Origin of the sequence: Pseudomonas tumuqii (assembly GCF_013184545.1) — a bacterium.
GTDB lineage: Bacteria > Pseudomonadota > Gammaproteobacteria > Pseudomonadales > Pseudomonadaceae > Aquipseudomonas > Aquipseudomonas tumuqii.
The window spans coordinates 260,782-279,300 of the sequence record NZ_JAAOJA010000004.1 but is presented as its reverse complement, the minus strand read 5'-3'; the positions used below and the strand labels follow the sequence as shown (position 1 = coordinate 279,300).

The following is an 18,519-nucleotide window of genomic DNA, read 5'->3' as shown; positions in this document are numbered from 1 at the left end:
ACCCATGCAACTTTGCGATTGTCGCGCCCTGCTTACCGGAGCCGGCGGCGGCATCGGCCAGGCACTGGTCGAGCGCCTGGTCGACGAGGGCGCGCGCCTGCTGCTGGTCGGGCGCCAGCTCGAGCCGCTGCAGCGCCTGGCCCTGCGCCACCCCGACAGGATCGAAGTGGTGCAGGCCGATATTGCCGAGCGCAGCGGCCGCGAGGCCGTGGTCGCCGCCGCCCAGCGTTTCGGCGGGATCAACACCCTGATCAACGGCGCCGGGGTCAATTGCTTCAGCCTGCTCGAACAACACGACGAGCAGGCCATCGCCGAGCTGATCGGCATCAACGTCACCGCCACCCTGCAACTGACCCATCGCCTGCTGCCGCTCTTGCGCCAGCAAGGCCGGGCACTGGTGATCAACCTGGGCTCGACCTTCGGCTCCATCGGCTACCCCGGTTTCACCGCCTACTGCGCCAGCAAGTTCGCCCTGCGCGGCTTTTCCGAAGCGCTGCGCCGCGAGCTGGCCGACACCCGGATCAAGGTGCTCTACTTCGCCCCGCGCGCCACCCGCACCACGATGAACGCAGCCAACGTGGTGGCGATGAACGACGAACTCAACGTCGCCATGGACGACCCGCAGAGCGTCGCCGCGCAACTGGTCGAAGCGATCCGCCGCGAACACGAGGAAAGCTACCTGGGCTGGCCGGAAAAGCTCTTCGTGCGCCTCAACAGCCTGCTGCCACGCCTGGTCGACCAGGCATTGCGCAAGCAGCTGCCGATCATTCAACGCTTCGCCCGCAGCAAGCCCTCAAGTGATAAATCAGCCCCGCGCGCGATTCCCTGACAGCGGTCTGCGGCCACGCCCGGTCGACCCGGCACTGCGCAAGCAGTTGCCGATCATGCAACGCTTCGCCCGTTCCAAATTCTGAAGGAGTTTCACCATGAAGTTTGCCCGCACCCTCGTCTGCACCCTGCTCTGCCTGGGCAGCCTGCCCGCCTTCGCCCTCAGCGAGCAAGGCCAGCAGCAACTGCAGCAGCTGCAAAGCCGCTGGGCCGAGATCAACTACCAACTGCCGGAGAAGCAGCGCGAGGCGGCCTTCGCCACACTCGCCGAGCAGGCGCAACAGGCGGTCAAGGCCGAACCCAAGGCCGCCGAACTGCTGATCTGGCGCGGCATCATCCTCAGCACCCAGGCCGGCGCCAAAGGCGGGCTGGGCGCACTGGGCCTGGTCAAGCAGGCCAGGGCCAGCCTCGAACAAGCCCTGGCCGCCGATCCCCAGGCGCTGGCCGGCTCCGCCTACACCAGCCTCGGCAGCCTCTACTACCAGGTGCCGGGCTGGCCGATCGGCTTCGGCGACGACAAGAAGGCCGAAGCCATGCTCAAGCAGGCCCTGGCGCTCAACCCGGACGGCATCGACCCGAACTATTTTTACGGCGACTTCCTCCAGCGCAACCAGCGCTACGCCGAGGCCAAGGTCGCCCTGGAAAAAGCCCTGCAGGCGCCCGACCGCTCCGGCCGCGCCAGTGCCGATGCGGGTCGCCGCGCCGAAGCGCGGCAACTGCTCGCCGAAGTCATCAAGAAGCTGGAATAAGTCCGCCGAGCGGAGTTGAATGAGCACAGCTCGCCAGCCGCCCATGTGCGCATGGCCGGGGCGGCCCCGCGCAGCCTGCATAAGGCTATGTCCCGGCGCGATTTGCTTCCCTCTCCCCAGGGGGACGGGGGGACTCATCAGCGCAAGCCGTACAATCGCGCAACACATCGTTGGGACATAACCCTACACAAGGAGTCGCCATGCGCATTCTGCTGGTCGAAGACGATACCGCCCTCGGTGAAGGCATTCGCACCGCCCTCAAGCCCGAGGGCTACACCGTCGACTGGGTGCAGGACGGCAGCAGCGCCCTGCACGCCCTGACCCATGAAAGCTTCGAGCTGGCGATCCTCGACCTCGGCCTGCCGCGCATGGACGGCCTGCAGCTGCTCAAACACCTGCGCGCCGCCGCCAACCCGGTGCCGGTGCTGGTGCTCACCGCGCGCGACTCCACCAGCGATCGCATTGCCGGGCTGGATGCCGGCGCCGACGACTACCTGGTCAAGCCGTTCGACGTCGACGAACTCAAGGCGCGCCTGCGCGCCCTGCTGCGGCGCAGCTTCAACCGCCCGCAGCCGGCCCTGGAGTACCGCGGCATCAGCCTCGACCCGGTCAGCCAGGCCGTGAGTTTCCAGGGCCAGGCGGTCAATCTGCCGCGCAAGGAATTTCTCCTGCTGCATGAACTGCTCGCCCAACCCGGCCGCGTACTGACCCGCGACAAGCTGCAACAGGCGCTCTACGGCTGGGACGAGGAGCTGGAAAGCAACGCCCTGGAAGTGCATGTGCACCACCTGCGCAAGAAGTTCTTTCCCGAGCTGATCCGCACCGTGCGCGGCGTCGGCTACCTGGTGGACAAAGCCTGATGCTGTCGATTCGTGCCCGTACCCTGCTGCTGGTTCTCGGCTTGCTCAGCCTGTCGATGAGCCTGATTTCCTACAAAAGCTACCGCGACGCCCAGCATGAGATCGAAGAGCTGTTCGATGCCCAGCTGGCACAGACCGCTCGGCTGCTGCAAGGCATGGTCAGCCGCGACATGCCCCCGAGCGCGCGCCAGAGCCTGCAAAATGCTCTGAACCAGGCAATCCTGGCGCAACATGAAGACGGCGATGCCGGCACGGCCAGCGGCCACCCCTACGAGGGCAAACTGGCCTTCCAGGTGCTCGATGAGCGGGGTCAGATACTCCTGCAGTCGGCCAGCGCCCCGACCGGCGTGCTGGAAAAAATGGTCGAAGACCTGCAACAAACGGACAGCCTCCCTCCCACACTGGCAACGGAAGAGCTGCTGGTCCACATCACCGAGCAGTTGGCCGGCTACCACACGGTGCCCCTTGGAAACTATCACTGGCGCCTGTTCATCCTGCGCGACCGACTCGATGGTCACTGGATTGTGGTTGGCGAACGAGAAGACGTGCGTGGCGAACTGGTGGGTAAAGTCGCCCTGCGCAGCCTGTTGCCCGACCTGGTCGGCCTGCCCCTGCTCGCCCTGCTGGTCTGGCTCGCGGTGGGCTGGGGGCTGCGCCCGCTGCGGCGCATGGCCGAGCTGATCAAGGCGCGCGCCCCGGACAACCTGGCGCCCCTGCTGCTGTCGCCGCTGCCCGCCGAACTGGAACCCATGGGCGCCGCACTCAACCGCCTGCTGATGCAGGTCAACCAGTTGCTCAACCAGGAAAAACGCTTCATCGCCGACGCCGCCCACGAACTGCGCACGCCGCTGGCGGTGCTGCGCATCCACGCGCAAAACGCCCTGCAAGCCCCCGACCCGGCCGACCGCAACGAAGCCTTGCGCCAGCTCGGCGGCGGCGTCGAGCGCGCCACCCGCGTGGTCGCCCAGCTGCTGACCCTGGCCCGCCTCGATCCCAGCGTGGTGCAGCTGGCGATGGTCAAACTCGACCTGCTCGGCTTCGTGCGCAACGAACTGGCCGAACTCATCCCCCTGGCCCTCGACCGCCAGCAGGAACTCAACCTCGACGCCGACGAAAGCGGCGACTACCAGCTGCTCGCCGACGGTCCGAGCCTGGGCACCCTCCTGCAAAACCTGATCGGCAACGCCGTGCAATACACCCCAATCGGCGGACGCATCCAGGTGCAACTGCAAGCGCAAGCCGATGCCCTGCTGCTGCGCGTCCAGGACAGCGGCCCCGGGGTCGAACCCGCCCTGCGGGAGAAACTCTTCGAGCGCTTCTACCGCCAGGGCGACGGCCAAGGCGCCGGCCTGGGCCTGTCGATAGTGTTGCGAGTGGTCGAACTGCACCGCGGCAGCATCAGCCTCGACGAGTCGCCATTGGGCGGCCTGGAAGTCTGCGTGCGCCTGCCACGGCGGCCCGGTGCCGAGTGCCCGTCCACGGCGCCGCGCCTCAGCTGAACTGCAGTTCGCTCAGGTCGATCGAAACCAGCAACTGGTCCTCCAGCGCCTGGTTGTCCGGCCCGCGCCTGAAGGCCCTGCGCGTGCAGGGGTAGCGGATGCCGTCCGCTTCGGCATAGTCGTGGACATACTGGGCGGCGGCGAGGCCGCCAGCCACCTCCAGGCTGTAGTCATGCCGGCGCAGCCGCAACTCGCGGTCGAAGTAGAAGTCCTGCACTGCGCTGTGGGTCGCGATCGAGCGCGGAAAATGCACCCGCAGCCGCCGCCATTCCCCGCTTGCCGCATGCCAGGGCTCGATCTCCTGCACGCTGACGCCGGGCCAAAGCAGGAAGAACGGCGTGGTCAGGTACGTCCACATCGCGTAGCCATTGAAGTACGCCCGCTGCAGCGGATCCCAGGGCGTGTCCAGTGCATGTCCGGCAAAGGACTCGCGGGGGTTCGCCCGCTGGGCGACAACCTGTCCGTCGAGGGTCTCGATGGCGATCCGCTGCGGCATGAAGGCGGTTCGCCGGTCAGGGGCGCCGAAGGGGCTGACCGACGCCCGCTGTTCGTGCAGCGAGACGCTCATCCGCCGCGGCGCAGCGTCCTGTTGCAAGCCCTTGAGCCCCCACAGGGTGCCACCGGTGACAATGGTCGCCTGCACCTGTTGCAGTCCCATCCAGCGTTTCAGGCCGCCATGCGCCTCGATGATCTGTTCGACGAAATCGCTCATCTGATTCTCCTGCGGCCGCTCGGGCCGTTGCTCCAGTCAGGACAGTTCGCCGCGCGGCGGACCGAGTTCAGCGGGCCGCGCCAGTCAGGCGATAGCGCGGCGCCGGCACCTGGCGCGACAGGTTGGGCAGCAGTTGCTGCCGCGCCGCCTGGTAGGCCTGCCAATCGGCGATTTCCGGCAGCGAAGGCAGCGTGATCGACTCGCCCTGGTCGAGGCCGGCCAGCGCCGCATCGACCAGGTCCTGCGCCTGCATCACGATCGCGCCGGGCAGATGATCGACCGGGATGCCGGCGCCTTCCCAGAAGTCGGTGGCGATGGCGCCGGGCAACACCACCTGGATGCGCAGCTTGCTGTCCTTCAGCTCGTGCTGCAGCGCTTGGCTGAAGGCCAGCACGAAGGCCTTGGTGCCGCCGTAGACGCCGTTGAGGAGTTCCGGGGCGACGCCGACGATCGAGGCGATATTGATGATGGTCCCGCCCTGGCGCGCGACGAATCCCGGCACCGCGGCATAGGTCAGGCGGGTCAGCGCGGTCACGTTCAGTTCGATCATCCGGGTCATCTGCTCGACGTCGGAGTCCAGCAGCGGCGCGGTCGCCCCCACCCCCGCATTGTTGACCAGCAGGCTGATGCGCGAATCGCTGCGCAGCAGCTGCTCGACCCGCGCCAGGTCGGCCTTGTCGTTGAGGTCGGCGACCAGCACTTCGACGCGGCGCCCGCTCTGCTCGCTCAGGCGTTGCGCCAGCCGCTGCAGGCGCTCGCGGCTGCGTGCCACCAGGATGAGGTCGTAGCCGCGCTGGGCGAGGCGCTCGGCATAGATCGCGCCGATGCCAGTGGAGGCGCCGGTGATCAGGGCGGTGCCGTTCGAGGGGTGGATAGCCATGTCTGTCTCCTGGTCCGTTTCGGGAAAGCGCCGGGAGCGGCGTTTCAGCAGGAGAATATTCGCCCTTGAGTCCGTCTTAAATGTCATATATACAGCTTTTTAGGACACCAGCCTTTCCTCTCGGCCAGCACCCAGGAGCAGACATGCAGCGCATCGGTTTCGTGGTCTTTCCCGAGTTCCAGGTGATGAGCTTCGCCGTGGTCACCGTCTTCGAGCTGGCCAATCTGGCCGTCCCGGAACCGCTCTACAGCGTCAGCCTGCTGTCGGAACAGGGCGGGCTGGTGCGCTCCTCGGCAGGCTTCGCGGTCGAGACCGAAGCCTTCGGCACGCAGTCCCTGGACACCCTGATCATCGGCGCGGCCACCCAGGTCCAGCCGGCGTCCGCGGCGCTGCTGGCGTTCGTGCGGCACTCGGCGTGCGGCGCCCGGCGCGTCGCCGGGCCATGCACCGGAGCCTTCACCCTGGCCGAGGCGGGCCTGCTGGATGGCCGGCGGGCGACCACCCACTGGCATTTCGCCGGCGAACTGCGCCGCCGCTTTCCCCGGGTGAAGCTGGAGGAAGACCGCATCTTCATCGTCGACGGCAACCTCTGGACCTCGGCCGGCATGACCGCGGTCATCGACCTGGCCCTGGCGATGGTCGAGCAGGACCTGGGCGCGCAGATCGCCCGCTCCGTCGCCAGAAGCCTGGTGGTCTATCACCGGCGCGCCGGCGGGCAGTCGCAGTTCTCGGCGCTGGCGAAGCTGGAACCCAAGTCCGACCGCATTCAGAAGGCCCTGGATTTCGCCAAGCACAACCTGCGCAGCCCGCTGGCGGTGGAGCAACTGGCCGCAGCCGCGAGCCTCAGCGTCCGCCAGTTCAGCCGGGCATTTCGCAGCGAGACCGGCCAATCGCCGGCCAAGGCGGTGGAGAACCTGCGCGTCGAGGCGGCGCGCCTGCTGATCGAGCAGGGCCGCCTGTCCATGGACACGATCGCCGATGAAACCGGCTTCGCCGACCGCGAGCGGATGCGCCGGGCCTTCCTGCGCACCATCGGCCAGCCGCCGCAGATGGTCAGGCGCAACGCCAGGGTGAGCTGATCGCCGGCCCTGCCGATCTTGGGAAAAGTCGCCGTAAACGAGCAGACAAGAGCAATCGGGAACAGGCCGCGATATTCATGCAGAGCGTCAGCTATGGGCGATTGCGCCTACGCTCAAGAGCGGTAGTCGTTCCAGACCGATGGTCGCGACAGGCGGGGATATTAATGGCCGGAGTCAATTTCCAAGTAAATCGACTCCGGCCCTGAGTGATCATCGTGCTGGCTGTTGGTCTGAGGCGGGTGGGTCCCGCGTCGGGAGCTCCCGCTGCACGGCAGGCCTGGCGCCCTCGGCGCTCGGCCGGCGGAATCCGAAACGCAGGAAATGGCTAGGAGCCCCCATGGGAGATCGCCTGCTCGTTCGATTGTTCTGGCTCGCGGTGGCCGCCGCACTGCTGATCCTGCTGTGGCGCGGCGGGACCTATCTCGCCGCCTGGACCTCTGGCCGGCCGGACGCCGTACCGCGGCTGGTGACGCCCCGCGGTGATCTGGCCGGCGACGAGCAGACCACCATCGAACTCTTCGAGAGATCGCGCGACTCGGTGGTGTTCATCACCCCCCGGGCGCAGGTGGTGGACGTTTGGACGCGCAATGTCTTCTCCGTGCCGCGCGGCACCGGCTCCGGGTTCATCTGGGATGATGCCGGGCACGTCATCACCAACTTCCACGTGGTCGAGAACGCCAGCGAGGCCACGGTGAAGCTGGCCGATGGGCGCAGCTTCCAGGCCACCCTGGTGGGCGCCTCCCCCGCCCACGACATCGCCGTGCTGCGCATCGGCGTCAGTTTCCAGCCGCCGGTGCCGCTGGGCAGCAGCGCCGACCTCAGGGTGGGGCAGAAGGTCTTCGCCATCGGCAATCCCTTCGGCCTGGACTGGACCCTGACCACCGGCATCGTCTCGGCCCTCGACCGCAGCCTCTCCGGAGAGCGCGGGCCGGCCATCGACCACCTGATCCAGACCGACGCCGCCATCAACCCCGGCAACTCCGGCGGGCCCCTGCTGGACTCCGCCGGCCGCCTGATCGGCATCAACACCGCCATCTACAGCCCCAGCGGCGCCTCCGCCGGCATCGGCTTCGCCGTGCCGGTGGATACCGTCAACCGCGTGGTACCCCAGCTCATCCGCAGCGGCCGCTATGTGCGCCCGGCCCTGGGCATCGAGGTGGACACAGCGCTCAACCAGCGGCTCGCCGAGCTGCGCGGGGAGCCGGGCGTGATCATCCTGCGCGTCGCCCCGGGCTCGGCCGCCGACGCGGCCGGGCTGAAAGGCGCCAGGCTCTCCCCGAGGGCAGCATAGTACCCGGCGACATCATCATCGCGGTGAACGACCAGGCGGTCGACTCGGTCGAGCAGTTGCTGGCGCGGCTGGACGAATACCGGGTCGGCGACATCGTCCGACTGACGCTGGAGCTTGACGGCAAGCGGCGCGAGGTGGAAGTGGCGCTGCAGCCGGGGACTTAGCCTAGTGGCGTATTGGGTTAGTTCGATGAGTCAACTTCGGAGGGTGTTCGAGAGTTTGTGTATTCCCCATTGACCGGATAAGGCCGAACACTCGTTGGCCGCCTTCCAGGGAGGGATGGACCCGCGTCGGCGCGCAGTCGAGCGGTGGATTGCCTGGATCCTTGGCCCGCCCCGGCAACGCTCGCGGGAACGGACCTACAATGAAACTGAGCCAGGTGGGCGGTGAACATCACAATACAATCCCGCGGTGCCGGCGCGGAAACGCGGAGCCGACACTCATCCAGCGGCTGACCGGCTTGTTAGCCATACAGATGGGAAAGACTGTGGACTTTCAGGGCTGGACCGCAACCGGAGGCGCCCTATGCCGAGTGACAGGAGCGGGGTCGGTGGCGAACGGCCGCCGCGGTTACAGGTCCGGCTGTTTGGTGCGGTCGAGATCATCCTGGACGGCCGGCGTCTTCGCGCCTTCGACTCGCTTCGCTTGCAACGCTTCCTGGCGCTGATCGCGTTGCGGAGAGACCCGCAGCACCGCTCCCGACTCGCGTTCGAGCTCTGGCCCGACTCCGACGAAGCGCAGGCACGCACCAACCTCAGAAAGCTGCTCCACGACTTCCGCCATGCCCTTCCCGACATCGGCGAGTTCGTCGAGATCGATCACGAGACGGTGCGCTGGATTGCCAGCGGGCCGAGCGAGGTCGACGTGCTGAGGTTCCAGGATGCCAGGGCCGCGGGTGATTTCGAGCTCGCCGCGCGCCTCTATTCCGGCGATCTCCTTCCGGCTTGTTACGACGACTGGGTCCTGGATGAGCGAGCGAAACTTCGAGCGCAGGCGTACGAGGCCCTGGTGCGGCTGGCCGAAGCGGCGGCGCGGCGCGACGACCACAAGGCCGCGATCCGGCATGCCCAGCGCATCATCGACCTGGAGCCGAGCGACGAAGCGGCCGTTCGAGTGCAGATGCAAGCCCATCTCGCGCTCGGCGACAGAGCCGCGGCGCTGCGCGCCTACCACCGCTATGCGCAGGTGCTCGAGCGCGACCTCGCGGTGGCGCCGGGCGAGACGATCGCGGCCCTGTACCAACAGCTGCGGGCCGGCGCCCGCAGTCACGACGAGGTGCAGGGCCAGAGCCTGGCCGTCGGCGAATCGCCTTTCGTCGGCCGCGACCGCGAATGGCAGTGGCTCTGCGCGGCATGGAACAGCGCGCGGAAGCGTGGGGCACATCTGCTGTTGCTGACCGGGGAGCCGGGGATCGGCAAGTCCCGCCTCGCCCTGGAACTTGGCCGCCGCGTTCGAGCCGAGGGACACGCGGTGGCATCGGCGCGTGCCTACGAGGCGGCGGGCAGACTGCCGTGGGGGCCGGTCGTCGAGCTGCTCCGATCCGATGCTCTGCGAAGCCATATCGACACGCTCGACCCGGTCTGGAGGGCCGAGCTCGCCCGTCTGCTGCCCGAACTCCGCGACCTTGCCCGGCCATCCGAACGGGGCCAGTCGGGCGACCCGGCTCAGCGCCATCGGTTGTTCGATGCCGTGAGCCGAGCCATCGTCGCCGGCGACCGCCAGCGCCTGCTGATCATCGACGATCTGCAGTGGTGTGACGCCGAGACCATCGAGTTGATCGGCTTCGTGGTCCGTTGCGGACAGACCGCCCCGGTCCTCATCGTCGGCACCGCCCGCTGGGAGGAGGTCCAGGAGCATCATCCCCTGGTGGAACTCGTCAACGCCCTGGGCCACGACCAGGCGGTGACCACAATGCCACTCGAGCGATTCGACCGAGCCACCACCGCGACGCTCGCTGCCCGGCTACGCGCCGAGAACAGGATCGATGCGAAACTGGCGGCGCGACTCTGGCGCGAGACCGAAGGCAATCCACTCTTCGTCATCGAGGCGCTTCGCGCCGGGATCTCCTCCGATGGCAGTCAAGCCGTGCTCACGCCGACGATGCGGGCGGTGCTGCACGCCCGACTGGGCCAACTCAGCGACGGCGCGCGGCGACTGGCCGAGGTGGCGGCCGTCATCGGGCGGCCCTTCTCGGTCGCTCTGCTGGTCTCGGCCGCGGGGATCGATGAGCACGAGCTCGTCGATCAGGTCGACGAACTCTGGCGCCGGCGGATCATCCGCGATCAGGGGCTCAGCTACGATTTCAGTCACGACAAGCTGCGCGCGGTCGCCCTGGAGATGGTCAGCCCGGCGCGCCGCCGTCAACTGCACCGGGCGGTCGCCGCGGCGATCGCGCTCGAGCACCACGGCGACCTCGACGCGGCCAGCCCGCAGCTGGCTGCCCACTACGACCAGGCCGGGATGCTCGAACCGGCGATCGATGCCTACCGCGTGGCGGGGCGCCGAGCGGTGGCCGTGTCGGCCCTCGAGGAAGCGGTCAGCCTGTTGCAGCGCGCGCTCGCCCTGCTCGCGGAGCTGCCACCGGCACCCGAGCGCGATGCACGCGAGCTCGACATCCGGATCGCCCTCGGCTCCCCCCTTGTGGCCCGCAACGGTTACGGCTCCAAGGCTGCCCACCAACTCTACGAGCGCGCCCTTGCCCTGTGCCGCAAGCTGCGCCGCCCGGTGGCACCGCCGATCCTCCGTGGTCTCGGCCTCGCCCGGCTGCAGGGCTGCCGCTTCGACGATTGCGATGAACTCGCTCGGGCCCTTCTCGAGCATCAGAGTCATGATCCGGTCGCCAGGACCGAGGGCCGCTATCTCCTCGGCGTGAGCGCGTTCTGGCGCGGCGATCTGGCCAGAGCCCGCCACTATCTCGTTGGCGCTATCGAAGCCTATGACCTATCCCATCGCGACGAGCATCTGGCGTTGTACGCCCAGGACCCGAAGGCAGTTTGCCTGGTACGGCTGGCCTGGGTCGAGCTGTGGGCCGGAGATGCCGGCCGGGCCGGCCAGACATCCCGATCTGCACTTGAGATCGCCGTGGATCTCGATCATCTGATGACCTTGGGCTACGTGATCACTTACGCGGCGATCGTCGCGGCCGAATCCGAAGATCTCGCCCGCCTCGCCGAGCTCCTCGCGGACGCCGAGCGTCTCTGGCAGCGGTTTTCGGACCGCTACCTCATGGTCGTCCTGGAAGCCCTGCGGGGCTGGCTGGACGTCTGCGCGGGATCGGCGGGTGGCATCGAGAAGATCCTGCGCTCGGTGGCGCGCTCGCGTGCCGAAGGGGAGACCCTCCACCTGACCTACACCCTGCTGCTCCTCGCCCGGGCTCGCGGCATGCTCGGCGAGTTCCGCCAGGGACGCGCCGCCGCACGCGAGGCCCTCGCCTGGGCACGGCGCTGCAACCAGCGCTATCTCGAGGCCGAGCTGTGGCGAGTCGACGGTGAGCTGGCTTATCGCTGCGGGGAAACCGAAGCCGCCGCCGCTTCTCTGCGCAATGCCGTCGCGACCGCCAGCGCTCAAGGGGCGGGCTGGCTGGAGCTGCGGGCGCTGCACGCCTTCGCCAGGCGCTTTCCCGATCAGACCCTGCGCGAGCAGCTTGGCGACCTCCTCGCGAGCCTTCCGTCGGGCCACGATCTCCCGGCGTTCCGGGCAGCCAGCGGCTTTCTGAGCGAGACCGGTTGAGCGGGAACGCTTTGGGAACGCCCGAGGGCGCACGCTCAAGACGAAACAGCGAAGCACCCGGAGGATCAACCCATGAGCGACATCATCAAGGCATTGAGCGAAAGGTTACGGGGGCGCGTCATCAGCCCGTCCGATTCTGACTACGACGACGCACGCGCCGTCTACAACGCCATGCACGACCGCAGACCCCGCGCCGTCATCCGCTGCGTGGATTCGGCCGACGTGATGGCCGCGGTCAGGGCTGGCCGCGACGCCGGCCTCGACCTGGCGATTCGCGGTGGCGGACACAGCGTTCCCGGCTTCGGCACGGTGGATGACGGCCTGGTCATCGACCTGTCGAGGATGAACAGCGTGCGAGTCGACCCGCTGAAGAAGATCGCCCGGGTCGGGGGCGGCGCGACCTGGGGTGATGTCGACCACGCAACCTATCCCTTCGGCTTGGCCGCGCCCGGCGGCGTCGTCTCCACAACCGGCGTAGGCGGCCTGACGCTGGGTGGCGGCATCGGCTACCTGACCCGCAGCGTCGGTCTCTCCATCGACAACCTGCTGGCGGCCGATGTCGTGCTCGCCGATGGCCGGCAGGTCACCGCGAGCGATTACCAGAACGAAGATCTGTTCTGGGCCCTGCGCGGCGGCGGCGGCAACTTCGGTGTCGTCACCAGCTTCGAGTTTCAGCTCCACGAGGTCGGCGACATCGTCGGCGGCCCGCTGTTCTACGAGTACGCCGATGCCGCGGCGGTCCTGCAGTGCTACCGCGAATACATTGCGGCTGCGCCCGAACAGCTCGGCTGCTTTTTCGGCTGGCAGATTGCCCCGCCCCTGCCGTTTATCCCCGCGGACCGGGTCGGGGATCTGTTCTGCGTGCTGGTCACCTGCTGGAACGGTCCACACGAGGAGGCTGCACGAGTGCTCAAGCCACTACGCGACGCCGCCGAAGTGAAGGCGGAGCAGGTCGGCGTCATGCCGTTCCCGGCCCTGCAAAGCGCCTTCGACGGCCTGGTGCCGAAGGGCCTGCAGCATTACTGGAAAGCAGACTTCATCACCGAGCTGAGCGACGCGGCGATCGCTGCTCACCTCGCGCATGGCAGGAAGACCCCGAATATCAGCTCGAGCATGCACCTGCATCCGATCAACGGTGCGGCGCAGCGGGTCGGCGCCAACGAGACCGCGTTCGGTCACCGGGACAAGAGCTTCGCCCCGGTGATAGTGGGAGTCTGGTCGGACCCTGCCGACAACCAGGCCAACATCCAGTGGGTGAAGGACTACTACGCCGCCATTCATCCCCACTCGGGCGGCGATGGGGGCTACGTCAACTTCATGTCCAGCGACGACGACCAGCGGGCGCCGGCCAACTATGGCGCCAACTACCAGCGGCTCGCGGCGGTGAAGGCGACCTATGACCCGGACAATCTCTTCCACATCAATCAGAACATCGTTCCAGCGCAGGGACGCTGAGACGCACGACGGTCATCCAGTCAGGAGCATCGACGACATGAGCGATCAATGGCTGTTCAAAAGCGAAACCTATGACAACTGCAGTTGCGCGGTGAACTGCGGCTGCCAGTTCAACCTGCCGAGTACCCACGGCTATTGCCAGTCGGCCTTCGTCGGCAACCTCGTGGCAGGCCACTTCAACGATACACCGCTCGCGGGGCTGAAGTGGGCGGCGCTGTACAAGTGGCCCGGCGAGATCAAGGACGGAAACGGCAAACGTCAGATCATCATCGACGAACGTGCCGATGCCGCTCAACGGGTTGCCCTGGAAACCATTATCTCGGGCGGCGCCTGCGCACCCTTGAGCAATCTGTTCGCCGTATTCGCGACCACCTGCGCGGAGTCTTGCGCGACCTTATTCCTGCCGATACAGCTCGAGGCGAACCTGGAACTCAGAACCGCCACAGTCGACATACCCGGCCTCATGAGGAGCAGCGGCAGACCCATCATCAACGAGTTCACCGGTGAGCCGTTCCACATTGCCTTGGCGCGCCCGCGCGGCAGTTTCGAGTTTACCTACGCGGAGATCGGCCAAGGCACGACCTCGGTGACGGGCGACATGGCGATGGCGTTCGAGGATTCATGGGCGCATTTCTGCATTCACCACTTCAACCAGGAGGGCATGGTCCGCGAAAGATCGAGGCTCACGGCATGGCTTGGCGGGTGACATCCGGCAGAGGCCGGAGTCGGGAAAAGTGTCTGGGCGCAAGCTGACAGGTAGACACTGGCCGGGTCCAGCCAGCCCCCACGAAAGACCATCTGCCGAAGGTCCGAAACCCAAGGGTCGCTGCAGGCCCTTATCAATCGTCCCGGGTCAGCACTTCCAGCAGTTCGATCTCGAAGATCAGGTTGGAGTTGGGCTTGATATGGGGGCCGAACTCTGTTTCGCCGTAGCCGAGGTGGGCCGGAACGAAGAGTTTGCGTTTGCCGCCGACTTTCATGCCCATCAGGCCTTGATCCCAGCCTTTGATCACGCGTCCGGTGCCGATCACGCACTGGAAGGGTTTGCCGCGATCGTAGGAGGAGTCGAACTTGGTGCCGTTTTCGAGAAAACCGTCGTACTGGGTGGTGATCAGGGCGCCCTTGACCACTGCCTTGCCCTCACCCACCCGAATATCTTCGATCTTTAATTCGCCGCTCATCACCCGCCTCCGTTGTCCTGCCTGGTAAGCGAGTTTAATCCACTCGGCGCAAGAACGCTGTTGCCGGCATCACTCGGCCGTCGGCGGCAATGCCGCCAGACGAGCCGCCAGCTCGCGCAGCAGGATCGAGACTGGATGGGGCTACCCGGCAAAAATTTCAGGTTTCGCGGCTTTCGTGGATAACGACCAGGCGTCCCCTGCGCTCCGGCAAACAGCACGACTTGCTTGGGCCACACGCAACAGCAACCTGGCCTTTCAGTTGGCTGCACAAGCCACGGCAACCAGAATCGCGCAGTATCCGCTGTGCCTGCCTGGTTATTGTGCCCGCTGCGCCAGTGACAGCTCGCGCACATTGCTCGGTCGCTGGCTGAGAAAACGCGTACAGCTGACGCGCAGGAAGGAGGCGAAATTCACCACCTCGCCGCGGTAGTCCATGACTTCGTCGTAGAGCTTGCTGATCAGCTGGTTGGTGGTCATGCCGTCGACCGCGGCGATCTCGGCGAGGATGTCCCAGAACTGGTTTTCCAGGCGCAGGGTGGTGACCACGCCGCGGATGCGCAGCGAGCGCGAGCGGGATTCGTAGAGGATGGGGTCGGCTTTGACATAGAGCTCGCACATGGCATGCCTTTCCTCGGTCGGGAGATGGGTCGTGGGTAGGAGCCAGGGAGACGCGTAGTCCTTGCTGCGGTTCGGCGCTCCGACGATGCTTTTGATCAACAAATATCGCCGGGACGCCGGATCGCCAGCAAGCTGGCTCCTACGGGTTTGCAGTCTACAGGCTGATCTGGGTGCCCAGCAGCCTGAGGAAGCCGGCCAGCCAGGCCGGATGCGCGGGCCAGGCCGGGGCGGTGACCAGATTGCCCTGGACATGGGCCTGGTCCACGGCGATCTCCATGTAGCGGCCACCGGCCAATTGCACTTCCGGCGCGCAGGCCGGGTAGGCACTACATTCGCGGCCATCGAGCACACCGGCAGCGGCCAGCAGCTGGGCGCCATGGCACACCGCGGCGATCGGCTTGTTGGCGGCATTGAAGGCCTGCACCAGGGCCAGCACCTCGGCATTCAAGCGCAGGTATTCCGGGGCGCGGCCGCCGGGAATCAGCAGGGCGTCGTAATCGTCGGCCTTGACCTGGCTGAAGTCGAAGTTCAGGCCGAAGTTGTGCCCCGGCTTTTCACTGTAGGTCTGGTCGCCCTCGAAGTCGTGGATGGCGGTGCGCACGGTTTCTCCGGCGCTCTTGCCCGGGCAGACCGCATGCACGCTGTGGCCCACCATCTGCAAGGCCTGGAACGGCACCATCACTTCGTAGTCTTCGACATAGTCGCCGACCAGCATCAGAATCTTTTTCGCAGCCATGAGCTTTCTCCTGTAACGGGTTGAGGGCGCGCAACCAGTATCCGCGCGCCATCCAGCGGACAGGTAATAGCCTAGGACTACATCGCCAGGAAACATGCCCGCACGTCGGACTGCTAGCGACGGCGGTCGAGCAGGTTCACCACCAGCCGATCCAGCCAGCCCCACAGGCGCTCCTGCACGCGTCGCCACCAGGGCCGGGCGTGCCAGAATTCCTGGCTGATCTCCAGGCTGTCGGCGAAATCCGCCTGGAAGCTGGCGACCACGGCGGCGGTCAGCTCCGGGTCGAGCGCTTCCACATTGGCGTCGAGATTGAAGCGCAGGTTCCAGTGGTCGAAGTTGCACGAGCCGATGCTGATCCAGTCGTCCACCAGGACCATTTTCAGGTGCAGGAAGCGTGGCTGGTATTCGTAGATCTGCACCCCAGCCCTGAGCAGCTTCGGGTAGTAGCGCTGGCCGGCATAGCGCACCGGCGGATTGTCGGTGTGGCGGCCGCTCAGCAGCAGGCGCACCTCGACCCCGCGCTCGGCCGCCTTGCGCAAGGCGCGGCGAACTTTCCAGGTCGGCAGGAAATACGGCGTGGCCAGCCAGATGCGTTGCTTGGCGCCGCGCAACGCACGCACCAGCGACTGCAGGATGTCGCGGTGCTGGCGGGCGTCGGCGTAGGCCACCCGGCCCAGGCCCTGCCCCACTGGCGGCGAGAGCGGCAAGCGTTTCAGCCCGGGCGTCGCTCGCGGTCGCCAGGCAAAGCGTGTATGCAGGGCATGCCACTGTCGGTCGAACAACGCCTGCCAGTCCGTCACCAGCGGCCCGGCGATCTCCACCATGACCTCGCGCCAGGTGCTATCCGCCTCGCCGGGGATCCAGAACTGATCGGTCGCGCCGGTGCCGCCGATAAAGGCCAGCCGGCCATCGACCAGCAACAGCTTGCGGTGGTCGCGATAGAAATTGCGCATGCCGCGGCGCCAGCGTAGCGGGTTGTAGCGCCGCAGTTGCACGCCGGCCGCGCTCAGGCGCCGACGATCGATCTGCAGCAGTGCCTGGGAGCCGTAATCATCGAACAGGCAACGCACTGCGACACCGCGCTGCGCCGCTGCGCACAGGGCTTGCAACAGGACTTCCATGCAGGCGCCACTGGCCACCAGGTACAGCTCCAAGGCGACCAGCTCGCGAGCTTCGTCGATAGCCTTGATCATCCGCGGGAAGAATGTCGGGCCATTGTTGAGCAAGGCAAATTGGTTGCCGTTGCGCCAGGGGAAAACCATCCCTGGCATCAGTACGTAGCCGGCAACAAGGAGCAGGTCAGGCGGATTCGCATAAGTCCCCGTAGGTTGAGCGTCCAGCCCGCCACGATAGTCGCCCGTGGCAGCCTTGCAAAGCCCGCTGCGCCGAGTCGCTTACGGCTGTGGCGGGATTAACACGGCGGGCAGCAACTGGCAGCCCTGTCGCGGGCCGAGCCAGATGGCGCTGTGGCTACGGCCCAGGCCGCTGGCGGTGACCCGTTTGCGGCTCTGATCATCGAGCAACTGGCTGACCGGCACGTACTGGCTCACATAACCTTCACAGTATGGCGCGGGGTTGTTCATCACGTAGCGGCAGGAACAATATTCCTTGGCCGTGTAGGCGCCGATGATGTCGGGGAAGGCCTGCAGGTGCGCACGATTCTGCCAGCCGAGCCCCACCAGCAGCAGGACGATCGCCAGCAGTAGCGTGCGCAACGGACGCCGGCGGATCATGGCTGCACCTCGCGGGCAAAGGCGGCGCTGACCCGCTTGAGCAGTTGGTTGTGCTGGAAGCTGGCGTCGCGATCATCGGCGTAACGCACGATCACCAGTTTCTCTGTCGGCAACACATACAGCCCCTGGCCCCAATGGCCGAGGGCGGCGAAGGCATCGGCCGGCGCATCCGCCCAGGGTCTGGCCGCGCCCGGCAGCTCGGCGTTCAGCCACCAGTGCCCGCCCGGCACGGCGTCACCCGCCTTGGCGCTCTGCGCCTGGTAGCTGGCCAAGGGCGTGCGGTTGAACGCGACCCAGGCCTGCGGCAGCACCTGCTGCTCGCCCCAGCGGCCATCACGCTGCATCAACAGACCGATGCGGGCCAGATCACGGGCGCTCATGTAAGCGTAGGACGAGCCGACGAAGGTGCCGGCGGCATCGGTTTCCCAGACCGCCGAGGTGATGCCGAGCGGCTCGAACAGCGCGTTCCAGGGATAATCCGCATAGGCCTCGACGCCGACCATGCCCTTCAGCGCGGCGGCCAGCACGTTGCTGTCGCCACTGGAATAGCGAAACCGTGCGCCAGGCTCGGCAGCGGCGGCGTGCGCCGCGGTAAAGGCCGCCATGTCCGAGCGACCACGGGTATAGAGCATGGCCACCACCGAGGACTTCAGCGGCGCGTATTCGTAGTCTTCGTGCCAGTCCAGGCCCGAGGCCCAGTTGAGCAGATGGCCGACCTTGATCCGCGGGTGCCTGGCAAACGGCGGGTAATACTGCGCCACTGGCGCATCGAGCTGGAAGCGACCCTGGCCGTAGGCGACGCCCAGCGTGGTGGCGAGCAGGCTCTTGCTCATCGACCAGGTCAGGTGCGGGGTGTCGGCTCGAGTCGGCCCGGCGTAGCGCTCGTAAACCACCCGGCCATCGCGGACGACCAGCAAGGCATCGGTGCGCACGCCCGTGCGGTTTTCGTCGTCGCGGGCGGGAAAGGCATAGGCCTCCAGTTCGGCGATGGCCGGGCTCGCAGGCACCGGCTCCAGCGCCCAATCGGCCGCCGGCCAGCTTTCGGCCTGGACCAGGCCGGCGCCGCCCGCCATGGCGAGGCTCAAACCGAGCCGATGCAGCAGGGATACGGGCATTGCAGTGCCTCCGCGGATGACCAAACGCCACCCTAGCACGCCGTCGATGACGCT

At 66.8% G+C, this 18,519-nt stretch carries 16 protein-coding genes and 1 pseudogene; 9 read left to right on the top strand and 8 right to left on the bottom strand.

What is annotated here, in order from left to right; translation table 11 throughout:
* Positions 1–4: 4 nt before the first annotated feature.
* The 4 genes from G9C89_RS10215 (at position 5) to G9C89_RS10200 (ending at position 3,936) form a co-directional block, all read left to right on the top strand.
* Positions 5–829 carry an SDR family oxidoreductase gene (locus G9C89_RS10215; protein WP_172147764.1) on the top strand — a complete coding sequence of 275 codons (825 nt, stop codon included), beginning with the start codon at positions 5–7 and terminating at the stop codon, positions 827–829.
* A 97-nt stretch (positions 830–926) separates the two neighbouring features.
* A complete protein-coding gene (locus tag G9C89_RS10210; protein ID WP_172147763.1) occupies positions 927–1,577 on the top strand; it encodes a hypothetical protein in 651 nt (216 codons plus the stop codon).
* A gap of 200 nt (positions 1,578–1,777) precedes the next feature.
* Positions 1,778–2,437 (top strand): response regulator, encoded by a 660-nt coding sequence (locus G9C89_RS10205; protein WP_172147762.1) that lies wholly within the window; start codon positions 1,778–1,780, stop codon positions 2,435–2,437.
* Positions 2,437–3,936 (top strand): sensor histidine kinase, encoded by a 1,500-nt coding sequence (locus G9C89_RS10200; protein ID WP_172147761.1) that lies wholly within the window; start codon positions 2,437–2,439, stop codon positions 3,934–3,936. The genes G9C89_RS10205 and G9C89_RS10200 overlap by 1 nt, the downstream gene beginning before the upstream one ends.
* Here G9C89_RS10200 and G9C89_RS10195 read toward each other — a convergent pair.
* Together G9C89_RS10195 and G9C89_RS10190 are read right to left on the bottom strand one after the other, a co-directional pair.
* Positions 3,929–4,648: a hypothetical protein gene (locus tag G9C89_RS10195; protein WP_172147760.1), complete on the bottom strand. Its 720-nt coding sequence runs from the start codon at positions 4,646–4,648 to the stop codon at positions 3,929–3,931. The genes G9C89_RS10200 and G9C89_RS10195 overlap by 8 nt on opposite strands.
* A 67-nt stretch (positions 4,649–4,715) precedes the next feature.
* Complete coding sequence (locus G9C89_RS10190; protein ID WP_172147759.1) at positions 4,716–5,528, bottom strand: SDR family NAD(P)-dependent oxidoreductase; 813 nt, start codon at positions 5,526–5,528, stop codon at positions 4,716–4,718.
* Between the two features lie 143 nt (positions 5,529–5,671).
* Between G9C89_RS10190 and G9C89_RS10185 the strand changes: the two genes are divergently transcribed.
* From G9C89_RS10185 to G9C89_RS10165, 5 genes and pseudogenes are all read left to right on the top strand, one after another.
* Positions 5,672–6,607 carry a GlxA family transcriptional regulator gene (locus G9C89_RS10185; protein ID WP_172147758.1) on the top strand — a complete coding sequence of 312 codons (936 nt, stop codon included), beginning with the start codon at positions 5,672–5,674 and terminating at the stop codon, positions 6,605–6,607.
* 337 nt (positions 6,608–6,944) lie between these two features.
* Positions 6,945–8,062, top strand: a pseudogene (locus G9C89_RS10180) (S1C family serine protease).
* Between the two features lie 361 nt (positions 8,063–8,423).
* On the top strand, positions 8,424–11,627 hold the full coding sequence (locus G9C89_RS10175) for an ATP-binding protein (RefSeq protein ID WP_172147757.1): 3,204 nt from the start codon (positions 8,424–8,426) through the stop codon (positions 11,625–11,627).
* 72 nt (positions 11,628–11,699) lie between these two features.
* Entirely contained in the window at positions 11,700–13,082 is a 1,383-nt protein-coding gene (locus G9C89_RS10170; protein ID WP_172147756.1) for an FAD-binding oxidoreductase, read from the top strand.
* Between the two features lie 37 nt (positions 13,083–13,119).
* Positions 13,120–13,788: a DUF1326 domain-containing protein gene (locus tag G9C89_RS10165; RefSeq protein WP_172147755.1), complete on the top strand. Its 669-nt coding sequence runs from the start codon at positions 13,120–13,122 to the stop codon at positions 13,786–13,788.
* Between the two features lie 133 nt (positions 13,789–13,921).
* Here the strand turns inward: G9C89_RS10165 and G9C89_RS10160 are convergent, their stop codons facing one another.
* The 6 genes from G9C89_RS10160 to G9C89_RS10135 all read right to left on the bottom strand — a co-directional run bounded on the left by G9C89_RS10160 (position 13,922) and on the right by G9C89_RS10135 (position 18,465).
* Positions 13,922–14,263 carry an FKBP-type peptidyl-prolyl cis-trans isomerase gene (locus G9C89_RS10160; RefSeq protein ID WP_172147754.1) on the bottom strand — a complete coding sequence of 114 codons (342 nt, stop codon included), beginning with the start codon at positions 14,261–14,263 and terminating at the stop codon, positions 13,922–13,924.
* Positions 14,264–14,578: 315 nt separating this feature from the next.
* On the bottom strand, positions 14,579–14,881 hold the full coding sequence (locus G9C89_RS10155; RefSeq protein ID WP_172147753.1) for a ribbon-helix-helix domain-containing protein: 303 nt from the start codon (positions 14,879–14,881) through the stop codon (positions 14,579–14,581).
* Positions 14,882–15,035: 154 nt separating this feature from the next.
* Entirely contained in the window at positions 15,036–15,617 is a 582-nt protein-coding gene (locus tag G9C89_RS10150) for a DJ-1/PfpI family protein (RefSeq protein ID WP_172147752.1), read from the bottom strand.
* Positions 15,618–15,730: 113 nt separating this feature from the next.
* On the bottom strand, positions 15,731–16,888 hold the full coding sequence (locus G9C89_RS10145) for a phospholipase D-like domain-containing protein (protein WP_172147751.1): 1,158 nt from the start codon (positions 16,886–16,888) through the stop codon (positions 15,731–15,733).
* Between the two features lie 123 nt (positions 16,889–17,011).
* Entirely contained in the window at positions 17,012–17,350 is a 339-nt protein-coding gene (locus G9C89_RS10140; protein WP_172147750.1) for an amidase, read from the bottom strand.
* Positions 17,347–18,465, bottom strand: a complete 1,119-nt coding sequence (locus tag G9C89_RS10135) for a serine hydrolase domain-containing protein (protein ID WP_172147749.1) — start codon at positions 18,463–18,465, stop codon at positions 17,347–17,349. Before G9C89_RS10135 ends, G9C89_RS10140 begins: the two co-directional genes overlap by 4 nt.
* Positions 18,466–18,519 lie beyond the last annotated feature (54 nt).

What these genes read in the sequence shown, in the direction of transcription:
- G9C89_RS10165 (WP_172147755.1), top strand. Translation starts at nt 13,120, where the DNA reads ATGAGCGATCAATGGCTGTTCAAAAGCGAAACCTATGACAACTGCAGT.
- G9C89_RS10210 (WP_172147763.1), top strand. Translation starts at nt 927, where the DNA reads ATGAAGTTTGCCCGCACCCTCGTCTGCACCCTGCTCTGCCTGGGCAGC.
- G9C89_RS10145 (WP_172147751.1), bottom strand. Translation starts at nt 16,888, where the DNA reads ATGCCAGGGATGGTTTTCCCCTGGCGCAACGGCAACCAATTTGCCTTG.
- G9C89_RS10215 (WP_172147764.1), top strand. Translation starts at nt 5, where the DNA reads ATGCAACTTTGCGATTGTCGCGCCCTGCTTACCGGAGCCGGCGGCGGC.
- G9C89_RS10160 (WP_172147754.1), bottom strand. Translation starts at nt 14,263, where the DNA reads ATGAGCGGCGAATTAAAGATCGAAGATATTCGGGTGGGTGAGGGCAAG.
- G9C89_RS10155 (WP_172147753.1), bottom strand. Translation starts at nt 14,881, where the DNA reads ATGTGCGAGCTCTATGTCAAAGCCGACCCCATCCTCTACGAATCCCGC.
- G9C89_RS10190 (WP_172147759.1), bottom strand. Translation starts at nt 5,528, where the DNA reads ATGGCTATCCACCCCTCGAACGGCACCGCCCTGATCACCGGCGCCTCC.
- G9C89_RS10205 (WP_172147762.1), top strand. Translation starts at nt 1,778, where the DNA reads ATGCGCATTCTGCTGGTCGAAGACGATACCGCCCTCGGTGAAGGCATT.
- G9C89_RS10140 (WP_172147750.1), bottom strand. Translation starts at nt 17,350, where the DNA reads ATGATCCGCCGGCGTCCGTTGCGCACGCTACTGCTGGCGATCGTCCTG.
- G9C89_RS10200 (WP_172147761.1), top strand. Translation starts at nt 2,437, where the DNA reads ATGCTGTCGATTCGTGCCCGTACCCTGCTGCTGGTTCTCGGCTTGCTC.
- G9C89_RS10195 (WP_172147760.1), bottom strand. Translation starts at nt 4,648, where the DNA reads ATGAGCGATTTCGTCGAACAGATCATCGAGGCGCATGGCGGCCTGAAA.
- G9C89_RS10135 (WP_172147749.1), bottom strand. Translation starts at nt 18,465, where the DNA reads ATGCCCGTATCCCTGCTGCATCGGCTCGGTTTGAGCCTCGCCATGGCG.
- G9C89_RS10150 (WP_172147752.1), bottom strand. Translation starts at nt 15,617, where the DNA reads ATGGCTGCGAAAAAGATTCTGATGCTGGTCGGCGACTATGTCGAAGAC.
- G9C89_RS10185 (WP_172147758.1), top strand. Translation starts at nt 5,672, where the DNA reads ATGCAGCGCATCGGTTTCGTGGTCTTTCCCGAGTTCCAGGTGATGAGC.
- G9C89_RS10175 (WP_172147757.1), top strand. Translation starts at nt 8,424, where the DNA reads ATGCCGAGTGACAGGAGCGGGGTCGGTGGCGAACGGCCGCCGCGGTTA.
- G9C89_RS10170 (WP_172147756.1), top strand. Translation starts at nt 11,700, where the DNA reads ATGAGCGACATCATCAAGGCATTGAGCGAAAGGTTACGGGGGCGCGTC.